We start from the raw sequence: 18,652 nt of genomic DNA, 5'->3' as shown, positions 1-18,652 counted from the left end.
CCCCCGCACGCCGCGGGGGCTGGCCGTTCCGGGCCTATGCGCGTATGGGGCGCCGCCATGTCCCGTACCGCTGCTCGTACCAAGGCGCGCGCTGCCGCGCGTCTCGCCGCCACCCAGGCGCTTTATCAGCATGAGATGGAGGGCATTGCCATGTCCGCCCTCCTGCACGAATTCCACGCCCACCGTATTGGCGCGACGATCGAGGGCGCCGAATATGCAGAGGCGGATGTCGCCTTCTTCGACGATATCGTCACCGGCGCGCATGCCCGCGCGGGCGAGATCGACCGCCTGATCGAAAGCAAGCTGGCCAGCGGCTGGACGCTCGACCGTCTCGACAAGCCGATGAAGGCGATCCTGCGCGCCGGCACCTACGAACTGCTGTCGCGTGTCGATGTGCCGAAGGGCGCGGTGATCAGCGAATATGTCGATGTCGCCCACGCCTTTTACGAACGGCGCGAGGCTGGCTTCGTCAACGGCCTGCTCGACGCGATCGCGCGCGAGGTTCGCCCCTGAGCCGGGACCATTGACGTGGGCGACCTGATCAACCTCAACCGCGCACGCAAGGCGCGCGTGCGGGCCGCCGCCGCCGAACAGGCGGCCGCCAACAGGCTGGCGTTCGGCCGCACCAGGGCCGAACGCGACGCGATCAAGGCCGAAACTGCCCGGCTGGAACGACATCTGGACGCAACCCGCCGCGAGGATTGATCCCCCGCGGCGCCCCGAATCGGCTCAGGCGCGCGGCGCCCCCTCGACCGGCACGATCGTCATCGTGCCGCTGCTGGTCCGCTCCACCGCGATTGCCAGCGCCCATCCGGCCAGGATCAGCGTGACGATCCACGTCACCACCGCCCCGCCCGCCCGCAGCGGATTGGGCGCCGCCCGTGTCATGCCCAGCGGATGCGCCAGCCGCGCCAGCACGAACAATACCCCGATCCCCCACAGCGCCACCAGGGATCCGCGCGCCAGCTCGATCAGCGCCATCAGGATGAGGACGATCGGCGCATATTCGCCGAAATTGGCGTGCGCGCGCATCCCCGCCAGCATGCCCGGATCGCCCCCGTCGCCGACCATCACCTTGCCCCTGACGCGCCCGCGCACCAGCCGGATCGCGAGCCAGATGTTGATCACCGCACAGGCCGCAGCAATCGTCAGTGTCACCGGCAGAACCATGGTTCCTCCCCCTTTTCGTTGATGGAGAAGCCTGCCAGCGCGCCATTCGGGTTGCAACGGCCGCCCGATCAGCTATAGGCGCGGGGCTTCGCGATGCGCCCGGCTACCCGGTGCGACCGGTGATCCGGTTCGCATCGATCGTCGTCGGGCTAATCGCATTTATTTCGAACAATAAAAGATCAAGGTGCCGCGATGGCCGTCCCCAAGCGAAAGACTTCCCCCTCCCGCCGTGGCATGCGCCGCGCACACGACGCTCTGTCGGTCGAGGCGTTCCAGGAATGCCCGAACTGCGGCGAACTGCGTCGCCCGCACAACCTGTGCACGGCATGCGGTCACTACAACGGCCGCGAAGTCCTTTCGGTCGAAGGCTGATTCAGCTGCCGGCACGGCGCGCGGACGCGCGCCGCTGCCGCTTCGGCATTGCAGATTAGGTTTACGGAGTCCGTCTTATCATGGCCGACAGTTCCTGGATCGCCGTCGATGCGATGGGCGGCGACGAGGGGCTGGCGGTCATGCTGGCGGGCGTCGCACGCGCGCGTCATCGCTTCGAGGGGATGAAATTCCTTCTCGTCGGTGACGAAACGGCGATTCGCGAAGGCCTGAAAAAGCATCCGAACCTCAGCCAGCATGCCGAGATCGTGCATGCGCCCGACGTCATCGCCGGCGACGAAAAGGCCGGCCAGGCGCTGCGCCGTGCCAAGACGACGTCGATGGGTATCGCCATCGATTGCGTGAAGCAGGGTCGTGCCGGCGCCGCCGTCTCGTCGGGCAACACCGGCGCCCTGATGGCGATGGCGAAGCTCGCGCTGCGCACCATGCCGGGCATTGATCGCCCTGCCCTTGCCGCGCTGCTGCCGACGCTTGGCACCAATGACGTCGTCGTGCTGGATCTCGGCGCCAATACCGAGGTCGAGGCCAAGAACCTCGTTCAGTTCGCGGTCATGGGCGCGGCTTATGCTCGCGTGGCCATGGATCTGGAAAATCCGCGCGTCGCGCTGCTCAACATCGGCAGCGAGGATCAGAAGGGCACCGAGGAGATCCGCGATGCCGCTGCCGCGCTGCGCGCTGCGCCGCACCTGCCGATGGAGTTCACCGGCTTCATCGAGGGCGACCGGCTCTCGCGCGGTGACCATGACGTGATCGTGTGCGACGGCTTCTCCGGCAATATCGCGCTCAAGACCGCCGAGGGCACCGCCCGATTCGTCGCCGACCTGTTGAAGCGCGCCTTCACCAGCTCGGTCCGCTCGAAAATCGGCTTCCTGATCTCGCGTCCGGCGACGCAGCTGCTGCGCGACCATCTTGATCCCAACAACCACAATGGCGCCGTATTCCTCGGCTTGAACGGCCTCGTGCTGAAGAGCCACGGCGGCGCCAACGAGGTCGGCGTCGCAACGGCGATTGGCGTTGCAGCAAAGATGGTGAAGGCGGATCTCGCGCGACGCATTGCGGATGATCTCACCCGGTTCGAGAGGGAGACGGCATGATTCGCAGCGTTATCACCGGCACCGGATCGGCGCTGCCGGCGCGGCGCGTGTCCAATGCCGAACTGGCCGAGATGGTCGACACCACCGATGAGTGGATCGTCGAGCGCACCGGCATCCGCTTCCGCCACATCGCCGGGCCGGAGGAAACCACCGCCACGCTCGCCCGTGACGCGGCCAAGGCGGCGCTGACTGCGGCCGACGTGTCGGCGCAGGACATCGACCTGATCGTGCTCGCCACCGCGACGCCTGACCAGACCTTCCCGTCCAGCGCCACCAAGGTGCAGGCGATGCTGGGCATCGACGATTGCGTCGCGTTCGACGTCGCCGCCGTCTGCTCGGGTTTCCTCTACGCGGTGCAGGTGGCGGACAGCATGATCCGCGCCGGCGCCCACCGCCGCGCGCTGGTGATCGGCGCCGAGACGTTCAGCCGAATCCTCGACTGGGAAGATCGCACCACCTGCGTTCTTTTCGGCGATGGTGCTGGCGCAATCGTACTAGAGGCGCAGGAAAGCGAGGGCCCCGAGGGCCGCGGCATCCTCGCGTCGAAGCTGCACGCCGACGGGCGGCACAACGAACTGCTCTATGTCGATGGCGGCCCGTCGACCACCGGCACGGTGGGCAAGCTTCGGATGAAGGGACGCGAGGTGTTTCGCCACGCGGTCGTCAACCTCGCCACCGTGATGCAGGAATCGCTGGAAACCGCCGGCCTCACCGCCGACCAGGTCGACTGGGTCGTGCCGCATCAGGCGAATGCCCGCATTCTCGATGCTACCGCGCGCAAGCTGGGCCTTCCGGCGGAGAAGGTCGTGCTGACCGTCGATCAGCATGCCAACACCTCCGCCGCATCGGTGCCGCTGGCGCTCGATGCCGCGGTGCGCGACGGGCGCATCCAGCGCGGGCAGATTGTCGTGCTGGAAGCGATGGGTGGCGGGTTCACCTGGGGCGCCGCCGTCGTCCGGTACTGAAACACGGCAAGCCGCCACATCAATCTTTCACCACGCCCTCGCGGATGCTAACCTGCAGCAATCGGAGTGGGGAGTTGTAGTGCAAATGAGTGATGCGGGGACGTTAACTAGGGCGGATCTGGCGGAATCGCTGCATCGCCAGGTAGGTCTGTCGCGGGCTGACTCGGCACGCCTGGTCGAGCAGATCCTGGAATCCCTGTGCGGCGCGCTTGCCCGCGGGGAGAATGTGAAGATCTCCGGCTTTGGCACCTTCGTCCTGCGCGACAAGGGCGAGCGGATCGGCCGCAATCCCAAAACCGGCGTCGAAGTGCCAATTGCACCGCGCCGTGTGCTCACCTTCCGCGCCAGCCAGATGATGCGCGATCGCATCGTCGCTGCCCAGGCGTGAGCAACTCCCAAAAGGCTGAGGGCGCGTTCCGCACGATCGGCGAGGTCGCCAGCGCGACCGGCGTCGCGCCGCACGTCCTGCGCTATTGGGAAACCCGTTTTCCGCAACTCCGCCCGGTCACGCGTGCCGGTAACCGGCGCTACTACCGGCCGGCAGACGTTGCGCTCGTCCAGCGGATCCAGCGCCTGCTGGGTACGGAGGGCTATACGGTAAAGGGCGTGCAGAAACTGCTCGCCAGCGAAACGCGCGGCGGCAGCGCCGTGTCTGCCGAGACCGCGGCGGCGGCGGCCCCGCCCCCAACTGGCAAGACCGTGTCGATCGGCGCCCTGCTGGCGATCCGCGACCATCTTCAGGATGCGCTGAACGCCTACTGACCGCCGCGCGGGCCTGCCGCGGCGGCCGGTATGCTGCGTCAGACGCCCGGCCAGTCCTTGAGGCGCACCAGATGATGCCCCATCGGCCCGTGCCCGGCGCCCAGCCCCGGCGCCCTGGTCAAGGCCTCGCGAACGAACAGCCGCGCACGCTCGACCGCCGGCGGCAGCGCCAGCCCGCGACCCAGACCTTCCGCGATAGCGCTCGCCAGCGTGCACCCCGTGCCATGGGTATGCCGCGTCTCGATCCGTGTGCCGGACCATCGCGCAATCTCGCCGTGGGGGCCGATCAGCCGATCGGTGATGATATCGCCCTCCGCATGACCGCCCTTGGCCAGCAGCGTCGCTCCGGTCGCCAGCACCGCCTGCTCGCCGCCCAGCGCCACCAGTTCAGGGCAATTGGGCGTGACCAGCGTGGCGAGCCGCATCAGCCGCCCGAACGCCGCCGTCGTATCATCGTCGGCGAGGACCGCCCCTGAACTCGCGATCATCACCGGATCGAACACGATCGGCACGTTGCGCAACGTCTCGATCACATCGGCGATGGCGTGCGCGGTCGCAGCGCTGCCGATCATGCCGATCTTCACCGCATCGACGCCAATGTCGTCGATGCACACCTGCATCTGCTGCGCGACCATCTCCGGCGGGATCGGGTGGACACCCGACACGCCCAGCGTGTTCTGCGCGGTGATCGCGGTGATCGCGGTCATGGGATGGCCGCCCAGCATCGTGACGGTGCGGATATCCGCCTGAATGCCCGCGCCGCCGCCCGAATCGGACCCGGCCACGATTAGGATACGCGGGGTCATCGCCACCCAGCCGCCGCTGCGCCCGTCACTGCGCTTCAGCGCTTGGCATCGGACGGCACGAAATGCCGCCTGGTCGATGCGGGATGCTTCTTCAGCGCGTCTCCGACCCGCGCCGGACGGTCGAGCAACTCACCCCCGCAATTGGGGCAGCGCTCGTCCATCGCATCGGCGCAATCCGCGCAAAAGGTACATTCGAACGAGCAGATGAACGCCCCGCCCTCATCGGCGGGAAGATCGGTTCCGCAACGCTCGCAATCGGGGCGCATCTCCAGCATGGCCGATCCTTAGGCCACGCGGTCCGGCTGCGCCACCATCAGCGCTTCCAGGAACTGGCGCACGTCGGTGGCGATCGGCACCGGGCGGCCGGTCGGCAGGTGAACGTTGACGCTGACCATGTCGATCACCGCGCACAGATCCCCGTCCTGATTGGCCAGCTCGAACCGCTTGGTCAGGCTGGAGTTGCCGATCCGCTCGATCCGCACCGATGCTTCCACGGTGTCGCCGAGCATCAGCGGCTTCAGATAGTCCACCGTCGCGCGGCGCACATGGAATTCCATGTCGAGCCATGCGTCCTTCAGCGCCTCGCCGATCCCGGTCCATTCCCAGAATTCGCTCACCGCAACATCGGCATATTCGAGATAGCGCGAGTTGAAGACGACCCGCTGGCCGTCAATCTCGGCGTAGCGGACCTTGAAGCTGGTGGAAAAACTGAAACCGGGACGAGTCACGTCGATGTCCTTGAACGCGGATGCACAAGCGACAGGCGCTTAGAATATCAGCTTTAGTCCGACTACCGCCAGCGTGGTGGCGAGGATCGGGGTCAACAGCCGGTCGGTCACGCGCGAGGCAATGATACTGCCCAGCACGATACCCGGGATCGATCCGGCCAGCAGCGAGGCGAGCAGGATCACGTCGACCGACCCCAGCCACCAATGGCCGATCCCGGCGATCAGCGTCAGCGGCACGGCATGGGCAATGTCCGATCCGACCAGCCGGTTCACCGGTGTCAGTGGATACAGCACGAGCAGCGCCGTCATGCCGAGCGCACCCGCCCCGACCGAGGTCAGCGAGACGAGCACGCCCAGGATTGCGCCTAATCCGACGGTGAGCAGCGCCAGCGTGCGCGGCCGCATCCCTTCGAAGAACGGCTCTACCCGTGCCACGATCCGCGCACGGAAGAAGGTGGCGATCGCGGTCGCCACCAGCGTCACGCCCAGCGCCAGCGCGATGCGCCCGCCGGTATCCGCGCCATGGACGCTCATGCGGCTGAGCGCGAGCAGCGTCACCAGCGCTGCGGGAATGCTGCCGAGCGCCAGCCGGCGCACCACCCGCCAGTCCACCGTTCCGCGCAGGCCGTGCACCGCGCCGCCCACCGTCTTGGTCGCCGATGCGTAGAGCAGGTCGGTGCCGACGGCGGTGGCGGGGTGGAAGCCGAACGCCAGCACCAGCAGCGGCGTCATCAGCGATCCGCCACCGACGCCGGTCAGGCCGACCAATATCCCCACCAGCACGCCGGCGAGCGAATAGAGCGGGTTATAGGCGTCCAACGAACACCCCCCGCGATGAACCGTGCGGCTGGTTCAACCAGCGTTCCGGGCCGGCACGTTCACACCCATGCTGGCCAGATACTTCTTCACGTTGCGCGCCGCCTGGCGCAGCCGCTGCTCGTTCTCGACCATGGCGATGCGCACATAGCCCTCGCCATTTTCGCCATAGCCGACGCCCGGCGCGACCGCGACCTTCGCCTGGGTCAGCAATTGTTTGGAGAATTCCAGGCTCCCCAGATGCGCCAGCGCGGGGGGCAACGGTGCCCAGGCGAACATGCTGGCCTTGGGGCTCGGAATCTCCCACCCGGCCCGGCCAAAGCTTTCGACCATCACGTCGCGGCGCTTGTGATACAGCTTCCGGTTCTGCTCGACGATGTCCTGCGGGCCGTTGAGCGCGGCGCACGCCGCCGCCTGGATCGGCGTGAACGCGCCGTAATCGAGATATGATTTCACCCGCGTCATCGCCGCGATTAGCGTCTTGTTGCCGACCGCAAAGCCGATCCGCCATCCGGCCATCGAATAGGTCTTGCTGAGCGAGGTGAACTCGATCGCGACGTCCTTCGCGCCCTTCACCTGCATGATCGAGGGCGTCGGATTGCCGTCGTAATACAGCTCCGAATAGGCAAGGTCGGAGATGATCCAGACCTGGTTCTCGCGCGCCCAGGCGACCAACCGTTCGTAAAAGGCAAGATCGACCGACTCCGCCGTCGGGTTGGACGGGTAATTGACGACGAGGATGCTCGGCCGCGGCACGGTGAACGCCATCGCCCGCTCCAGGCTCTCGAAATAGCGCTCGTCCGGCGTCGTCGGCACCGCGCGGATCGTCGCCCCGGCGATGATGAAGCCAAAGGTGTGGATGGGATAACTGGGATTGGGCGCCAGAATCACGTCGCCCGGCGCAGTGATCGCGGTGGCGAGGCTCGCCAGCCCTTCCTTCGACCCCATCGTCACGACGACTTCGGTCTCGGGATCGACCTCCACGCCGAAGCGGCGGCCGTAGTAATTGGCCTGCGCCCGGCGCAGCCCGGGGATGCCCTTGGACGCCGAATAGCCATGCGCATCGGGCTTCTTGGCCACCTCGACCAGCTTGTCTATGACGTGCGGCGGCGGCGGCAGGTCGGGGTTGCCCATGCCAAGGTCAATGATGTCCTCGCCGGCCGCGCGCGCCGCGGCCCGCATCGCATTCACCTCGGCGATGACATAGGGCGGCAGGCGCTTGATGCGGTAGAACTCTTCGGACATGCGAACCTCGATGGTGGAACGGCGCAACATAGACCGGGCGCGCACCCGGCGAAAGGCAGGCGGGGCTTTCGCGCGCCCATAGCCACGCTATGCTGACGGGCGGAGAGCGATGAATGACCGACAGTCCCCTGCCGCCAAGCCTGGCCGATCTGCAGCAATGGACGGCGATGATCGGTCGCGCCCAGCAGATGATGCTCGAACAGAGCGTGGCGGCGCTGGATGCCGGCAAGGAAAAGGGCACAGGGGCGACTCCAGGCACTGACACCGCCCCGCGCGACCCGTGGGCCGAAGGACTGTCCGCCTGGCAGCAATTCATCGCCGCCACCCTGCCGCACGAGCAGCAGCAGCCCTCGCAGGACAAGCGTTTCGCCGCCCCGGCGTGGCAGCAAAACCCCTTCTTCGCCGCGCTGCGCCAAGCCTATGAGTTCATCGGCGAACAGCTCATGCGCAGCGTGGAAACGATGCCGGGCGTCGACGATCGCCAGCGCGCGCAATTCCGCTTCGCCATGCGCAATTTCGTCGACGCGCTCAGCCCGACCAATTTTGCCTTCACCAATCCGCAGGTGATCGAACGGACGCTCCAGACCCGCGGCGACAATCTGCGCAAGGGGCTGCAGCACATGCTCGACGACATGGCGCGCGGGCAGATGACCCACACGCCGCTCGGCGCGTTCGAGCTCGGCCGCAACCTCGCCACCACCCCCGGCAAGGTCGTGCTGCGCACCTCGCTCTTTGAACTGATCCACTATGCGCCGACGACGCCGCAGGTGCTGCAAACCCCGCTGGTCATCTTCCCGCCGTGGATCAACCGCTTCTACATCCTCGATCTGACCGCGGAGAAAAGCTTCATCCGCTGGTGCCTCCATCAGGGAATCAGCGTGTTCATGGTGTCGTGGAAGTCGGCCGACGCCAGCATGAAGGACATTGGCTGGCGCGATTACATCACGGCGCAGGTCGAGGCGATCGACACCGTACGCGACCTGCTCGACGTGCCCGCTGTCCACGCCATCGGCTATTGCGTGGCGGGCACCACGCTGGCCGCGACGCTCGCCCTGCTCGCCGCGCGCGGCGAGGCGGAAAAGGTCGCCAGCGCCACCTTCTTCACCGCGCAGGTCGATTTCGCCCGCGCAGGCGATCTTTCCGCGCTGATCACCGACGAACTACTCGACCGGATCGACACACTGTCGCCCGAAGGGTTCCTCGACGGTCGCTACATGGCGGCGACCTTCAACATGCTGCGCAGCCGCGACCTTGTCTGGAATTACGTCACCAACAATTACCTGTTGGGGGAAGAATACACGCCGTTCGACCTCCTTCACTGGAACGGCGACGTCACCAACCTGCCGGCCGGCTGGCACCGCAGCTATCTGGCGGATCTTTACCGCGACAATCTGCTGGTGAAGCCCGGCGCCATCACCATCGACGGCGTTCCGCTCGATCTCGCCAGGGTGGAAACGCCCACCTTCGTCCAGGCTGGGCGGGAGGACCATATCGCGCCGGCAGAGAGCGTCTGGGAAATCACCCGCTACTTCCGCGGCCCGTTGCGCTTCGTGCTCGCCGGGTCGGGCCATATCGCGGGCGTCGTCAACCCGCCCGCGGCGCGCAAATATCGTCACTGGACGAATGATGCGCCGGCCGGATCCTTCGCCGAATTCGTGGCGGGCGCAACCGAGCATGAGGGCAGCTGGTGGCCGGACTGGCTGGCCTGGCTGCGCGGTCACGACGACACGATGGTCGAAGCGGCGGGTGCGCGCATCCCCGGCGCAGGCAAGCTGCCGGCGCTTGACGATGCGCCCGGTCGTTATGTTCGCGCGCGATAAGGTAACAGTAGAGACCTTTTGCTGCGGCGCACAAAGTCCTTGCAACAGCCTACTGCGGCGCTTATTTTGCAGTGCAGCATAAGATGAGCATGCACCATGTCCGTGGACATGCCGTGCACCGCCAAGGAGCCGACGATGATCGACGCGATCTCTGCGATGACCGAAAAGACCCGCGCCCTGTTTGCCGAGGCGAACGACCATACCCGCACGCAGTTTGAAAAGGGCTCCAAGGCGTTCGAGGACATGCACGTCTTCCAGCGCGACAATGTCGATGCCGTCGTAGAATCCTCGAAGATCGCGGCGAAGGGCCTGGAGCAGATGGGCCAGGACGCCGCGGCCTATGTGAAGTCGTCCTACGAACAGGCGACCGGCGCGGTCCGCTCGCTCGGTTCGGTGACCTCGCCGGCCGACTTCTTCAAGCTGCAGAGCGAATACGCGCGCACCTCGTTCGACGCGTTCATGGCGCATGCCTCGCGCTCGACCGAATCGGCGCTGAAGCTGGCGGGCGAGGTCGCCCAGCCGGTGTCGAACCGCATGGCGCTGGCGGTCGAAAAGGTGAAGGCCGCCGCCTGATCCATCCTGTTGGCGCCTGACGCGCCAGCCGCATCGATACGCGCCAGCAGCGCTGATCTACCGTCACCCCGGGGCATGCTCCGGGGTGATGTCGTTTGGGGCACCGCGGCGCTAACGGCCGCTCCCTTACCGGCCATCCGCCCGCACGGACAAAGAGAAAGGGCCCCGGCATCACTGCCGGGGCCCTTCCTGTATCACCCGAAGGCGACGGATCGCTTAGTCGCGATCGCGGTCGTTCGTCAGGAACGCCGGGGCGAACTCGGGCGCGGGGCCGTCATCATTGCCACCGCCGTTGCCGCCTTCCGGACGGTCACGACGTGGGCCACGGTCACGGCGCGGGCCGCGATCGCCACGGTCGCCGCCGCGGTCGCCACCACGGCCACCGCGATCACCGCCGCCGTCGCGACGCGGACCACGGTCGCCACGCGGCTCGCGCGGCTCGCGTGCCGGACGGGTGTCCTCCAGCTCGGCGCCGGTTTCCTGGTCGACGACGCGCATCGACAGGCGAACCTTGCCGCGCGGATCGATCTCGAGGACCTTGACCTTCACTTCCTGGCCTTCGGACACGACATCGCCCGGCTTCTCGACCCGCTCGTTCTTCATTTCGGAGACGTGGACGAGGCCGTCCTTGCCACCCATGAAGTTCACGAACGCGCCGAAGTCGACGATGTTGACGACCTTGCCGGTGTAGATCTTGCCGACCTCGGCCTCTTCGACGATGCCCTTGATCCAGTTGATCGCGGCTTCGATCTGGCTGTGATCGGACGAGCTGATCTTCACCACGCCCTCGTCGTCGATGTCGACCTTCGCGCCGGTGGTGGCGACGATCTCGCGGATCACCTTGCCGCCGGTGCCGATGATGTCGCGGATCTTCGACTTGTCGACCGTGATCGTCTCGATGCGCGGTGCGTGCGCGCTGAGCTCGGTGCGGGTTTCACCCAGCGCCTTGTTCATCTCGCCCAGGATGTGCGCACGGCCTTCCTTGGCCTGGTGCAGCGCCGCCTCGAAGATCTCCTTGGTGATGCCGGCGATCTTGATGTCCATCTGCATCGTGGTGATGCCTTCGGACGTGCCGGCCACCTTGAAGTCCATGTCGCCGAGGTGATCTTCGTCACCCAGGATGTCGGACAGGATCGCAAAATCCTTGCCTTCCAGGATCAGGCCCATCGCAATGCCCGAGACCGGGCGCTTGATCGGCACGCCAGCGTCCATGAGGGCCAGCGAACCGCCGCACACCGACGCCATCGACGACGAGCCGTTGGACTCGGTGATGTCGCTGGTCAGACGGATCGTGTAGGGGAACTCTTCCTTGGTCGGCAGCACCGGGTGCAGCGCACGCCACGCCAGCTTGCCATGGCCGACTTCGCGACGGCCCGGCGCGCCGAAGCGGCCCACTTCACCGACCGAGTAGGGCGGGAAGTTATAGTGCAGCATGAAGTGCTGGTACGACAGGCCGTTCAGGCCGTCGATCATCTGCTCCGCATCGCGGGTACCCAGCGTCGCGGTCGCGATCGTCTGCGTCTCGCCACGCGTGAACAGTGCCGAGCCATGGGCACGCGGCAGGAAGTGCGTTTCCGCCTCGATCGGGCGGATCTGCGTGGTGGTGCGACCGTCGATGCGCTTGCCGTCCTTCAGGATCGCCTGACGGACGATGTTCGCCTCCAGCTTCTTCACCAGCTTCAGCGTGCCGAGATACTGGGCCGGATCGCTTTCCTTCAGGTCAGCGAACGCCTCACGCGCCTTGGCGCGCGCCTCGTTCAGCGCGTTCTGGCGCTGCTGCTTGTCGGTCAGCTTGTAGGCGGCGGCGATATCCTTGCCGATCGCCTTGTCGAGCTTCTTCAGCGTCGCCGACTTGTCGTCGACCGGCGCCAGCTCCCACGGATCCTTGGCGGCCTGCTCGGCGAGCTTGACGATTGCCTTGACGACCTCACGGCAGGCATCGTGCGCGAACAGCACGGCGCCCAGCATGATCTCTTCCGACAGCTCCTTGGCTTCGGATTCGACCATCATCACCGCGTCGTAGGTAGCGGCGACCACCAGGTCGAGCTGACCCTCTTCGACCTGCTTGTCGGTCGGGTTCAGGATATACTCGCCATCGACATAACCGACGCGCGCGGCGCCGATCGGGCCCATGAACGGCACGCCCGAGATGGTGAGCGCGGCCGACGCCGCAACCATCGCCAGGATGTCCGGCTCGTTCTCGCCGTCATAGCTCAGCACCTGAGCGATGGCGTTGATCTCGTTGTAGAAGCCTTCCGGGAACAGCGGGCGGATCGGGCGATCGATGAGACGCGAGACCAGCGTCTCCTTCTCGGTCGCGCCGCGCTCACGCTTGAAGAAGCCGCCCGGGATACGACCGGCGGCGGAGAACTTTTCCTGATAGTGGACGGTGAGCGGGAAGAAATCCTGCCCTTCCTTGACCGTCTTGGCCGCGGTGACGGCGCACAGCACCACCGTCTCGCCGAGCGTCGCGATCACCGCGCCGTCGGCCTGGCGGGCAACCTTGCCCGTCTCGAGCGTCAGGGTCTTGCCGCCCCACTCGATGCTTACCGTTTTCTTGTCGAACATTTCGTTTCCTTCACTCCGGCCGCCCTATGCAGCCGGGGCCTGCTTGAGCCAGTCTTGGCTCGTGCCAGTCGGGCCTTATTGCCCGCTGGCGTTGGACGCTCGCGTCACACGCGAAGCGCATATGCGAGAAGGGCGCCGCAAGGGCGCCCTTCCGTTATTACTTGCGAAGACCGAGCTTCGCGATGAGGGCGAGGTAGCGATCCCCGTCCTTCTTGCGGAGATAGTCGAGAAGCGAACGACGCTTGTTGACCATCATCAGCAGGCCGCGACGCGAATGGTTGTCCTTGGCGTGGCCCTTGAAGTGCTCGGTCAGGTTCCGGATCCGCTCGGTCAGGATCGCGACCTGGACTTCCGGCGAACCGGTGTCGCCTTCGGCGCGGGCGTGATCCTTGATGAGTTCCTGGCGGCGTTCCGCAGTGATCGACATGTGTTTTCCTTCGACATCTTTACAGGTTGAAGCCGCGGACGACACGACCCTCGCGGGCCTGGACCTCGATCAGCGCCACCGGCACATCGTGCAGGCAGGCAAAATACTGGCCATCGTCGGCAACGATCCCGGCCAGAACACGCCCCTGGCGGAGCGCCCCTGCCTGGTCGGGCGTGAGGGGTAGAGCCGGGATGTCGTCCAGCCCCGCCCTCAACGGCAGGAGAATATGTTCAAGGGTGCGCCCCTTAGCGGCTTCGCTCAAATTGTCCAGCGATATCGCCTGCGAAAGGCCGAACGGCCCCGCCTTCGTCCTTCTGAGATAGGTGACGTGCCCCACCGTTCCAAGGGCCAGCGCAATGTCGCGGGCCAGGCTGCGGATATAGGTGCCCTTGGAAACATGCGCGCTCAGCGTCGCTTCCTTCAGCGCGCCTGCGTCGGCCGCCTCGGTGACGCTCAGCGCGAATACCGTCACCGCGCGGGTCTTGAGCACTACCTCCTCGCCCGCCCGCGCCAGGTCATAGGCCCGCTGCCCGTCGACCTTCAGCGCGGAGAAGGCGGGCGGCATCTGCTCGATCGGCCCGGTAAAGTTTGCCAGCGCGGCGGCCAGCGCCTCGCGCGTTGGGCGCACATCGCTGGTCGCGATCGCTTTCCCTTCCGCGTCCAGCGTATCGGTCTGCTCCCCGAAGCGGATGGTGAAATCATACACCTTGTCGCTGTCGAGCATCCGCCCGGCAAGCTTCGTCGCCTCGCCCAGCGCGATCGGCAGCACGCCCGACGCCAGCGGGTCCAGCGTGCCGCCGTGCCCCACTTTCGCCTTGCCATATCCGCCCTCGCGCAGCGCCCGCTTCACCGCGCTCACGCCCTGCGTCGATCCAAGCCCAAGCGGCTTGTCGAGGATCAGCCATCCATGCATCTCAGGAGTCCTCAGGCGAACAGCTGCGCAAAGGCGAGATACTGGCGCACCAGCCAGTCGGCGGGCGGGCCGACGATCTTGCCCACGATGCTCGCGCTCGGCCAGATCATCGGCACCACCACCAGGAGGACGATGATCAGCGGAAAGCCGAAACGCGCCAGCTTCGCCCATTCCACCGCCAGCCGACGCGGCAGCACGCCTTCCACCACATGCCCGCCGTCAAACGGCGGCAGCGGCAGCAGGTTGAACACCGCGAGGAAGATGTTGATCAGCAGGAAGTTGACGAGATTCGCGAAGATGAACTGGCTGACGCCCTCCGGCGGCCCGCTCATCTGCCCGTAAAGAACACCGATCGCGATGGCCGCGACCGCCGCCAGCAGGAAGTTCATCCCCGGCCCGGCGAGCGCCACCGCCACCATGCCCCAGCGCGGATTGCGCAGCCGCCGCGCATCCACCGGCACCGGCTTGGCCCATCCAAACACCGGCGCCTTGGCGAGCGCAAGGCCCAGCGGCAGGATCACGGTTCCGATCGGATCGACATGGCGGATCGGGTTGAACGACAGCCGGTTGAGCTGCGCCGCGGTCGGATCGCCGAGCGCACGCGCCATCAGGCCATGCGCCACCTCGTGAAAGACGATCGCGATGATCAGCGGAATGATCCACACCGCCGCGGCGTAGATGGGATTGTCGGGTGTCATGATGCCGGCGAGATAGGGGGGCGGGCGAGCGAGCGCCAGCGCCCCCGCGTGTCACGCCTGGCCCGCAGCGCCCAATTCCAGCGCAGCGGTGAAATGCCGCCGACACAAGGCGACATAGCGGTCGTTCCCGCCGATCACCGTCTGCGCCCCGGCCGCTACCGGCCGCCCTTCGGCGTCGACCCGCAGGTTCATCGTCGCCTTTCGCCCGCATTCGCAGACCGACTTTATCTCGATCAGCGCGTCGGCCAGCGCCAGCAGCCGCGCCGATCCCTCGAACAATGCCCCCTGGAAATCAGTACGCAGGCCATAGGCCAACACCGGAATGCCATCGACATCCGCCAGCCGCGCGAGCTGATCGACTTGCGCCGCCGTCAGGAATTGCGCCTCGTCCACCAGTACGCACGCCACCGTTTCCTCGGCATGGCGGTCGAGCACGCAGGCCGCGATATTGGTGCTCGCGTCGAACATCGTCGCCGGCGCCGACAGACCGATGCGCGAGGTAATCGTGCCCGCCGCAAAGCGATCGTCGATCGCCGCGGTGAACAGCATCGTCGCCATGCCGCGCTCGCGATAGTTGAAATCGGCCTGCAGCAGGTTGGTCGATTTCCCCGCATTCATGCTGGCGTAATAGAAATAGAGCTTGGCCATCGCGTTGCTGTTCCCCATCGGCGCGCGCCGCGCCACTATTTTCCTGCCGCCCCGTTTTACGGCCCCCGCGGGATACGAAGCCGCCCCCAACGATTGTTCGCGCGAACCACACGAGGAATTCGCCGATGCTTCGTTCCTACCTCATCGGGCTGGCCGCGGGTCAGCGCGGCATCGTGCCGCTCGCCGCGCTTGCCGCCGCCGGCCGTCGCGGCGCGCTGCCCGATGACATGCCGCTCGCCAAATTGTTCAAGAACCCGCTGATCGCCTGGGGCGCCGTGGCGTTCAGCGCCGCGGAAATGGCTGGCGACAAGCAGAAGACCGCGCCGGACCGCATCGTCCCGATCGGCCTCGCGGTGCGCAGCGTTACCTCGGCCTATGCCGGTGCCGCCCTCGCTCCCAAGGGACAGCGCGTGACCGGGGCCGCCGTCGCGCTCGGCACAGCGCTCGCCAGTTCCTACATGGGCTGGCGCATCCGCATGGCGGCGATGCGACGCTACGGCCAGACCGCGACCGGCTTTGTCGAGGATGCACTGGTGCTCGCCACCGGCGTCGCCGCCGCCGATCCGCGCCTCATCAAGCGCGCCGCTTAAGCCGGATCGTAGCTCAGCCGCACCTTCGACGCCGCCTCGGCCGCCACGCGCCGAGCGTCGTCGGTGGTCGCGGCGCGCGCCAGTGCCACGCCCATGCGGCGATAGGGCCGCGTAGTCGGCTTGGCGAAGATCCGCACGTCCACTTCGCCCCCCGCGGTCGCCAGCGCGTCGCCAATGCCGTCATAGCGCACCGTGTCCGACGCACGATCCGCCAGTATCACCGTCGAGGCGGAGGGGCCGTAACTGGTCAGCGTCGGGATCGGCAGGCCCAGGATCGCGCGGGCGTGTAGGTCGAACTCACTCAGCGATTGCGAGATCAGCGTCACCATCCCCGTGTCATGCGGCCGCGGCGACAGTTCGGAGAAGATCACCTCGTCATCCTTGACGAAGAACTCGACCCCGAACAGCCCATACCCGCCCAGATCGTCGACCACCTTGCGCGCCATGTCCTGCGCGTCAGCGATCGCCTTTTCCGACATGGCGGCCGGCTGCCAGCTTTCCTGATAATCGCCGCGTTCCTGCCTGTGGCCGATCGGCGGGCAGAAGACGACGCCGTCGCGCGTGCGCACCGTCAGCAACGTGATCTCATAATCGAAATCGACGAATTCCTCGACGATCACCCGCGCCCGGTCGCCGCGCATATTGGCGACGGCATAATCCCACGCCGCTTCCAGATCCGCTTCGCTGCGAACCGTGCTCTGTCCCTTGCCCGATGAGGACATCACCGGCTTGATCACGCAGGGCAGCCCAGTGTGCGCCGCACCCGCGCGCACCTCGTCCAGCGTCTCGGCATAACGATAGCGCGACGTGCGCAGCCCCAGCTCGACCGCCGCCACTTCGCGAATGCCGTCGCGGTTCATCGTCATCATCGTGGCGCGCGCCGACGGGACGATCGTCGTCCCCGCCGCCTCCAGCTCGGCCAGCACTTCGGTGCGGATCGCCTCCACCTCCGGAACAACGAAATCGGGCCGGTGCCTCTCCACGGCTGCACGCAGTAGGTCGGCGTCGAGCATGGAGAAAACCTCGCGCGCATCCGCCACCTGCATCGCAGGCGCGCCGTCATAGCTGTCGCAGGCGATGACATAGCAGCCGAGCCGCTTGGCCGAGATCACGAACTCGCGTCCAAGCTCGCCCGAACCGAGCAGAAGGATTGTTGCCGTGAACGCCATGCCGCACCGCCTTGCTGTTGCCGGTCGCGTGAGTGGCCCGATCGACGCGGCTTGTCCACGGGGGGCATCACTCGTAGCACCCGGCGAAACAGACGGGAGGATACATGGCCGGGTCCGATTTGCCGAAGGTGCTTGCGTTCGACGTGTTCGGAACGGTGGTCGACTGGCGCACCAGCATCACCGCCGAATCCGCCGATTTCCTCGCGCGCATCGGCCGCGCCGACCTCGATCCCGCCACCTTCACCGACAATTGGCGCCGCCGCTATCTCACCGGCATGGCGGCCTATGCCAAGTCGGGCCGCGACTTCACCATCCTCGACGTGCTCCACCGCGAGATGCTGGACGAAACGCTGACGGACGCGGGCGTCGATCCCGCCACGCTCGACGATGCCCTGCTGCAGGACTGGACCTTCGCCTGGCGCCGCCTTGCGCCGTGGCCCGACTCGGTCGAGGGGCTGACGCGCCTCAAGGGCCGCTTCCCGATCGTCACCTTGTCGAACGGCAATATCGCGCTGATGCTTGAAATGGCGCGGCGCGGCGGCCTGCCCTGGGATGCGATCATGGGTGCCGAAGTCACTCGCGCCTACAAACCCGATCCGCGCGCCTATCTCGGCACTGCCAAGATCCTCGGCCTGTCGCCGCAGGAGGTGTGCCTGGTCGCCGCACACCACAGCGACCTCGCGGCCGCGCGCGCCTGCGGGCTCAAAACCGCCTTTGTGTCACGCCCGATGGAATATGGCGGCCGCCCCGCCCCCGACGCGAAGCTGGCGCAGGATTGGGAATGGTCCGCCGACAGCCTCACCGACCTGGCGGAAAAGCTCGGCTGCTGATTGGCAGCCGGCGGCTTATTCCCCGCCGGCGTCCAGATCGCGCGCCACGGTGGGCGATCGCAGCAGCTGGTCGATATGGCTGCCCTCGTCGAAGCTCTCGTCGCTCAGGAACTTCAGCCGCGCGGCATATTTCATCTTCACCCGCCGCGCGACTTCGCGCTGCAGATAGGCGGTGTTGGTACGCAGCGCCTTCAGCACCGCTTCCTCGTCCTTGCCCAGCAGCGGCTTCACGAACACCGTCGCATGGCGAAGGTCAGGGGACACGCGCACTTCGGTGATGCTCACCAGGTGAGTCGTCAGCACGTCGTCATGCACGTCGCCGCGCTGCAGGATCTCCGACAGGATATGACGCACCTGTTCGCCAACGCGCAGGGTACGGACGGATTTTTCTGGTTGATCGGTCATCGTGAGACTCCCCTCTCCCCGCCTGGGGGAGAGGG

The 18,652-nt window shown here is 66.5% G+C and carries 24 protein-coding genes; 11 read left to right on the top strand and 13 right to left on the bottom strand.

Annotated features, from left to right (window positions below):
* Positions 1-57 precede the first annotated feature (57 nt).
* Together nusB and CA236_RS12690 are read left to right on the top strand one after the other, a co-directional pair.
* A complete protein-coding gene (gene nusB, locus CA236_RS12695; RefSeq protein ID WP_046409984.1) occupies positions 58-513 on the top strand; it encodes a transcription antitermination factor NusB in 456 nt (151 codons plus the stop codon).
* A gap of 15 nt (positions 514-528) precedes the next feature.
* On the top strand, positions 529-705 hold the full coding sequence (locus tag CA236_RS12690) for a DUF4169 family protein (protein WP_125945877.1): 177 nt from the start codon (positions 529-531) through the stop codon (positions 703-705).
* A 24-nt stretch (positions 706-729) separates the two neighbouring features.
* Here the strand turns inward: CA236_RS12690 and CA236_RS12685 are convergent, their stop codons facing one another.
* Positions 730-1,170, bottom strand: a complete 441-nt coding sequence (locus CA236_RS12685; RefSeq protein ID WP_125945876.1) for an MAPEG family protein — start codon at positions 1,168-1,170, stop codon at positions 730-732.
* A gap of 192 nt (positions 1,171-1,362) precedes the next feature.
* On the opposite strand from CA236_RS12685, the gene rpmF reads away from it, so the two are divergent.
* From rpmF to CA236_RS12660, 5 genes are all read left to right on the top strand, one after another.
* The gene (rpmF, locus tag CA236_RS12680; RefSeq protein WP_046409716.1) at positions 1,363-1,542 is read left to right on the top strand and encodes a 50S ribosomal protein L32; all 180 of its coding nucleotides are present in this window, start codon (positions 1,363-1,365) and stop codon (positions 1,540-1,542) included.
* 80 nt (positions 1,543-1,622) lie between these two features.
* Positions 1,623-2,654, top strand: a complete 1,032-nt coding sequence (gene plsX / locus CA236_RS12675) for a phosphate acyltransferase PlsX (protein WP_125945875.1) — start codon at positions 1,623-1,625, stop codon at positions 2,652-2,654.
* Entirely contained in the window at positions 2,651-3,619 is a 969-nt protein-coding gene (locus CA236_RS12670; protein WP_046409712.1) for a beta-ketoacyl-ACP synthase III, read from the top strand. Before plsX ends, CA236_RS12670 begins: the two co-directional genes overlap by 4 nt.
* A gap of 79 nt (positions 3,620-3,698) precedes the next feature.
* Positions 3,699-4,007: an integration host factor subunit alpha gene (locus CA236_RS12665; RefSeq protein WP_269430569.1), complete on the top strand. Its 309-nt coding sequence runs from the start codon at positions 3,699-3,701 to the stop codon at positions 4,005-4,007.
* Positions 4,004-4,381, top strand: coding sequence for a MerR family transcriptional regulator (locus tag CA236_RS12660; RefSeq protein WP_125945874.1), 378 nt, complete (start codon positions 4,004-4,006; stop codon positions 4,379-4,381). The genes CA236_RS12665 and CA236_RS12660 overlap by 4 nt, the downstream gene beginning before the upstream one ends.
* Positions 4,382-4,419: 38 nt before the next feature.
* Here the strand turns inward: CA236_RS12660 and thiD are convergent, their stop codons facing one another.
* From thiD to CA236_RS12635, 5 genes are read right to left on the bottom strand one after another with little or no spacing between them, the layout of a single operon-like run.
* Positions 4,420-5,187 carry a bifunctional hydroxymethylpyrimidine kinase/phosphomethylpyrimidine kinase gene (gene thiD, locus CA236_RS12655; RefSeq protein ID WP_125945873.1) on the bottom strand — a complete coding sequence of 256 codons (768 nt, stop codon included), beginning with the start codon at positions 5,185-5,187 and terminating at the stop codon, positions 4,420-4,422.
* Between the two features lie 35 nt (positions 5,188-5,222).
* Entirely contained in the window at positions 5,223-5,462 is a 240-nt protein-coding gene (locus CA236_RS12650; RefSeq protein ID WP_046409705.1) for a DUF1272 domain-containing protein, read from the bottom strand.
* Positions 5,463-5,471: 9 nt separating this feature from the next.
* A complete protein-coding gene (locus tag CA236_RS12645) occupies positions 5,472-5,915 on the bottom strand; it encodes a thioesterase family protein (protein ID WP_046409703.1) in 444 nt (147 codons plus the stop codon).
* Positions 5,916-5,954: 39 nt separating this feature from the next.
* Positions 5,955-6,734, bottom strand: coding sequence for a sulfite exporter TauE/SafE family protein (locus tag CA236_RS12640; RefSeq protein ID WP_046409701.1), 780 nt, complete (start codon positions 6,732-6,734; stop codon positions 5,955-5,957).
* 33 nt (positions 6,735-6,767) lie between these two features.
* Positions 6,768-7,976 (bottom strand): LL-diaminopimelate aminotransferase, encoded by a 1,209-nt coding sequence (locus CA236_RS12635; protein WP_125945938.1) that lies wholly within the window; start codon positions 7,974-7,976, stop codon positions 6,768-6,770.
* Positions 7,977-8,089: 113 nt separating this feature from the next.
* Between CA236_RS12635 and CA236_RS12630 the strand changes: the two genes are divergently transcribed.
* Together CA236_RS12630 and CA236_RS12625 are read left to right on the top strand one after the other, a co-directional pair.
* Entirely contained in the window at positions 8,090-9,796 is a 1,707-nt protein-coding gene (locus CA236_RS12630; RefSeq protein ID WP_125945872.1) for an alpha/beta fold hydrolase, read from the top strand.
* 96 nt (positions 9,797-9,892) lie between these two features.
* Positions 9,893-10,369, top strand: a complete 477-nt coding sequence (locus CA236_RS12625) for a phasin family protein (RefSeq protein ID WP_125945871.1) — start codon at positions 9,893-9,895, stop codon at positions 10,367-10,369.
* A gap of 216 nt (positions 10,370-10,585) precedes the next feature.
* Here CA236_RS12625 and pnp read toward each other — a convergent pair whose 3' ends face one another.
* From pnp to CA236_RS12600, 5 genes are all read right to left on the bottom strand, one after another.
* Positions 10,586-12,937, bottom strand: a complete 2,352-nt coding sequence (gene pnp, locus CA236_RS12620) for a polyribonucleotide nucleotidyltransferase (RefSeq protein ID WP_125945870.1) — start codon at positions 12,935-12,937, stop codon at positions 10,586-10,588.
* A 157-nt stretch (positions 12,938-13,094) separates the two neighbouring features.
* A complete protein-coding gene (gene rpsO / locus CA236_RS12615; protein ID WP_046409695.1) occupies positions 13,095-13,364 on the bottom strand; it encodes a 30S ribosomal protein S15 in 270 nt (89 codons plus the stop codon).
* Between the two features lie 19 nt (positions 13,365-13,383).
* Positions 13,384-14,277, bottom strand: a complete 894-nt coding sequence (gene truB, locus CA236_RS12610) for a tRNA pseudouridine(55) synthase TruB (protein ID WP_125945869.1) — start codon at positions 14,275-14,277, stop codon at positions 13,384-13,386.
* 11 nt (positions 14,278-14,288) lie between these two features.
* Positions 14,289-14,975, bottom strand: coding sequence for a site-2 protease family protein (locus CA236_RS12605; RefSeq protein ID WP_046409692.1), 687 nt, complete (start codon positions 14,973-14,975; stop codon positions 14,289-14,291).
* 51 nt (positions 14,976-15,026) lie between these two features.
* Positions 15,027-15,623, bottom strand: a complete 597-nt coding sequence (locus CA236_RS12600; protein WP_125945937.1) for a thymidine kinase — start codon at positions 15,621-15,623, stop codon at positions 15,027-15,029.
* Between the two features lie 125 nt (positions 15,624-15,748).
* Between CA236_RS12600 and CA236_RS12595 the strand changes: the two genes are divergently transcribed.
* Positions 15,749-16,213, top strand: a complete 465-nt coding sequence (locus tag CA236_RS12595; protein WP_125945868.1) for a DUF4126 domain-containing protein — start codon at positions 15,749-15,751, stop codon at positions 16,211-16,213.
* Here the strand turns inward: CA236_RS12595 and purT are convergent.
* Positions 16,210-17,382 carry a formate-dependent phosphoribosylglycinamide formyltransferase gene (gene purT / locus CA236_RS12590; RefSeq protein ID WP_125945867.1) on the bottom strand — a complete coding sequence of 391 codons (1,173 nt, stop codon included), beginning with the start codon at positions 17,380-17,382 and terminating at the stop codon, positions 16,210-16,212. The genes CA236_RS12595 and purT overlap by 4 nt on opposite strands.
* Positions 17,383-17,486: 104 nt before the next feature.
* Here purT and CA236_RS12585 point away from each other — a divergent pair, with 104 nt between their 5' ends.
* Positions 17,487-18,212, top strand: coding sequence for a haloacid dehalogenase type II (locus tag CA236_RS12585; protein ID WP_125945866.1), 726 nt, complete (start codon positions 17,487-17,489; stop codon positions 18,210-18,212).
* 15 nt (positions 18,213-18,227) lie between these two features.
* Here the strand turns inward: CA236_RS12585 and rbfA are convergent, their stop codons facing one another.
* Positions 18,228-18,617, bottom strand: coding sequence for a 30S ribosome-binding factor RbfA (gene rbfA, locus CA236_RS12580; RefSeq protein WP_125945865.1), 390 nt, complete (start codon positions 18,615-18,617; stop codon positions 18,228-18,230).
* Between the last annotated feature and the right edge of the window lie 35 nt (positions 18,618-18,652).

The organism is Sphingomonas sp. ABOLG (assembly GCF_003950435.1).
GTDB lineage: Bacteria > Pseudomonadota > Alphaproteobacteria > Sphingomonadales > Sphingomonadaceae > Sphingomonas > Sphingomonas panaciterrae.
This window is presented reverse-complemented; position numbering and strand designations above follow the sequence as displayed.

Coding starts and splice junctions, on each gene's coding strand:
- CA236_RS12600 (WP_125945937.1), bottom strand. CDS start 15,623: ATGGCCAAGCTCTATTTCTATTACGCCAGCATGAATGCGGGGAAATCG.
- CA236_RS12685 (WP_125945876.1), bottom strand. CDS start 1,170: ATGGTTCTGCCGGTGACACTGACGATTGCTGCGGCCTGTGCGGTGATC.
- CA236_RS12670 (WP_046409712.1), top strand. CDS start 2,651: ATGATTCGCAGCGTTATCACCGGCACCGGATCGGCGCTGCCGGCGCGG.
- plsX (WP_125945875.1), top strand. CDS start 1,623: ATGGCCGACAGTTCCTGGATCGCCGTCGATGCGATGGGCGGCGACGAG.
- pnp (WP_125945870.1), bottom strand. CDS start 12,937: ATGTTCGACAAGAAAACGGTAAGCATCGAGTGGGGCGGCAAGACCCTG.
- rpmF (WP_046409716.1), top strand. CDS start 1,363: ATGGCCGTCCCCAAGCGAAAGACTTCCCCCTCCCGCCGTGGCATGCGC.
- truB (WP_125945869.1), bottom strand. CDS start 14,277: ATGCATGGATGGCTGATCCTCGACAAGCCGCTTGGGCTTGGATCGACG.
- rbfA (WP_125945865.1), bottom strand. CDS start 18,617: ATGACCGATCAACCAGAAAAATCCGTCCGTACCCTGCGCGTTGGCGAA.
- CA236_RS12605 (WP_046409692.1), bottom strand. CDS start 14,975: ATGACACCCGACAATCCCATCTACGCCGCGGCGGTGTGGATCATTCCG.
- CA236_RS12585 (WP_125945866.1), top strand. CDS start 17,487: ATGGCCGGGTCCGATTTGCCGAAGGTGCTTGCGTTCGACGTGTTCGGA.
- rpsO (WP_046409695.1), bottom strand. CDS start 13,364: ATGTCGATCACTGCGGAACGCCGCCAGGAACTCATCAAGGATCACGCC.
- CA236_RS12650 (WP_046409705.1), bottom strand. CDS start 5,462: ATGCTGGAGATGCGCCCCGATTGCGAGCGTTGCGGAACCGATCTTCCC.
- CA236_RS12635 (WP_125945938.1), bottom strand. CDS start 7,976: ATGTCCGAAGAGTTCTACCGCATCAAGCGCCTGCCGCCCTATGTCATC.
- thiD (WP_125945873.1), bottom strand. CDS start 5,187: ATGACCCCGCGTATCCTAATCGTGGCCGGGTCCGATTCGGGCGGCGGC.
- CA236_RS12630 (WP_125945872.1), top strand. CDS start 8,090: ATGACCGACAGTCCCCTGCCGCCAAGCCTGGCCGATCTGCAGCAATGG.
- nusB (WP_046409984.1), top strand. CDS start 58: ATGTCCCGTACCGCTGCTCGTACCAAGGCGCGCGCTGCCGCGCGTCTC.
- purT (WP_125945867.1), bottom strand. CDS start 17,382: ATGGCGTTCACGGCAACAATCCTTCTGCTCGGTTCGGGCGAGCTTGGA.
- CA236_RS12625 (WP_125945871.1), top strand. CDS start 9,893: ATGTCCGTGGACATGCCGTGCACCGCCAAGGAGCCGACGATGATCGAC.
- CA236_RS12595 (WP_125945868.1), top strand. CDS start 15,749: ATGCTTCGTTCCTACCTCATCGGGCTGGCCGCGGGTCAGCGCGGCATC.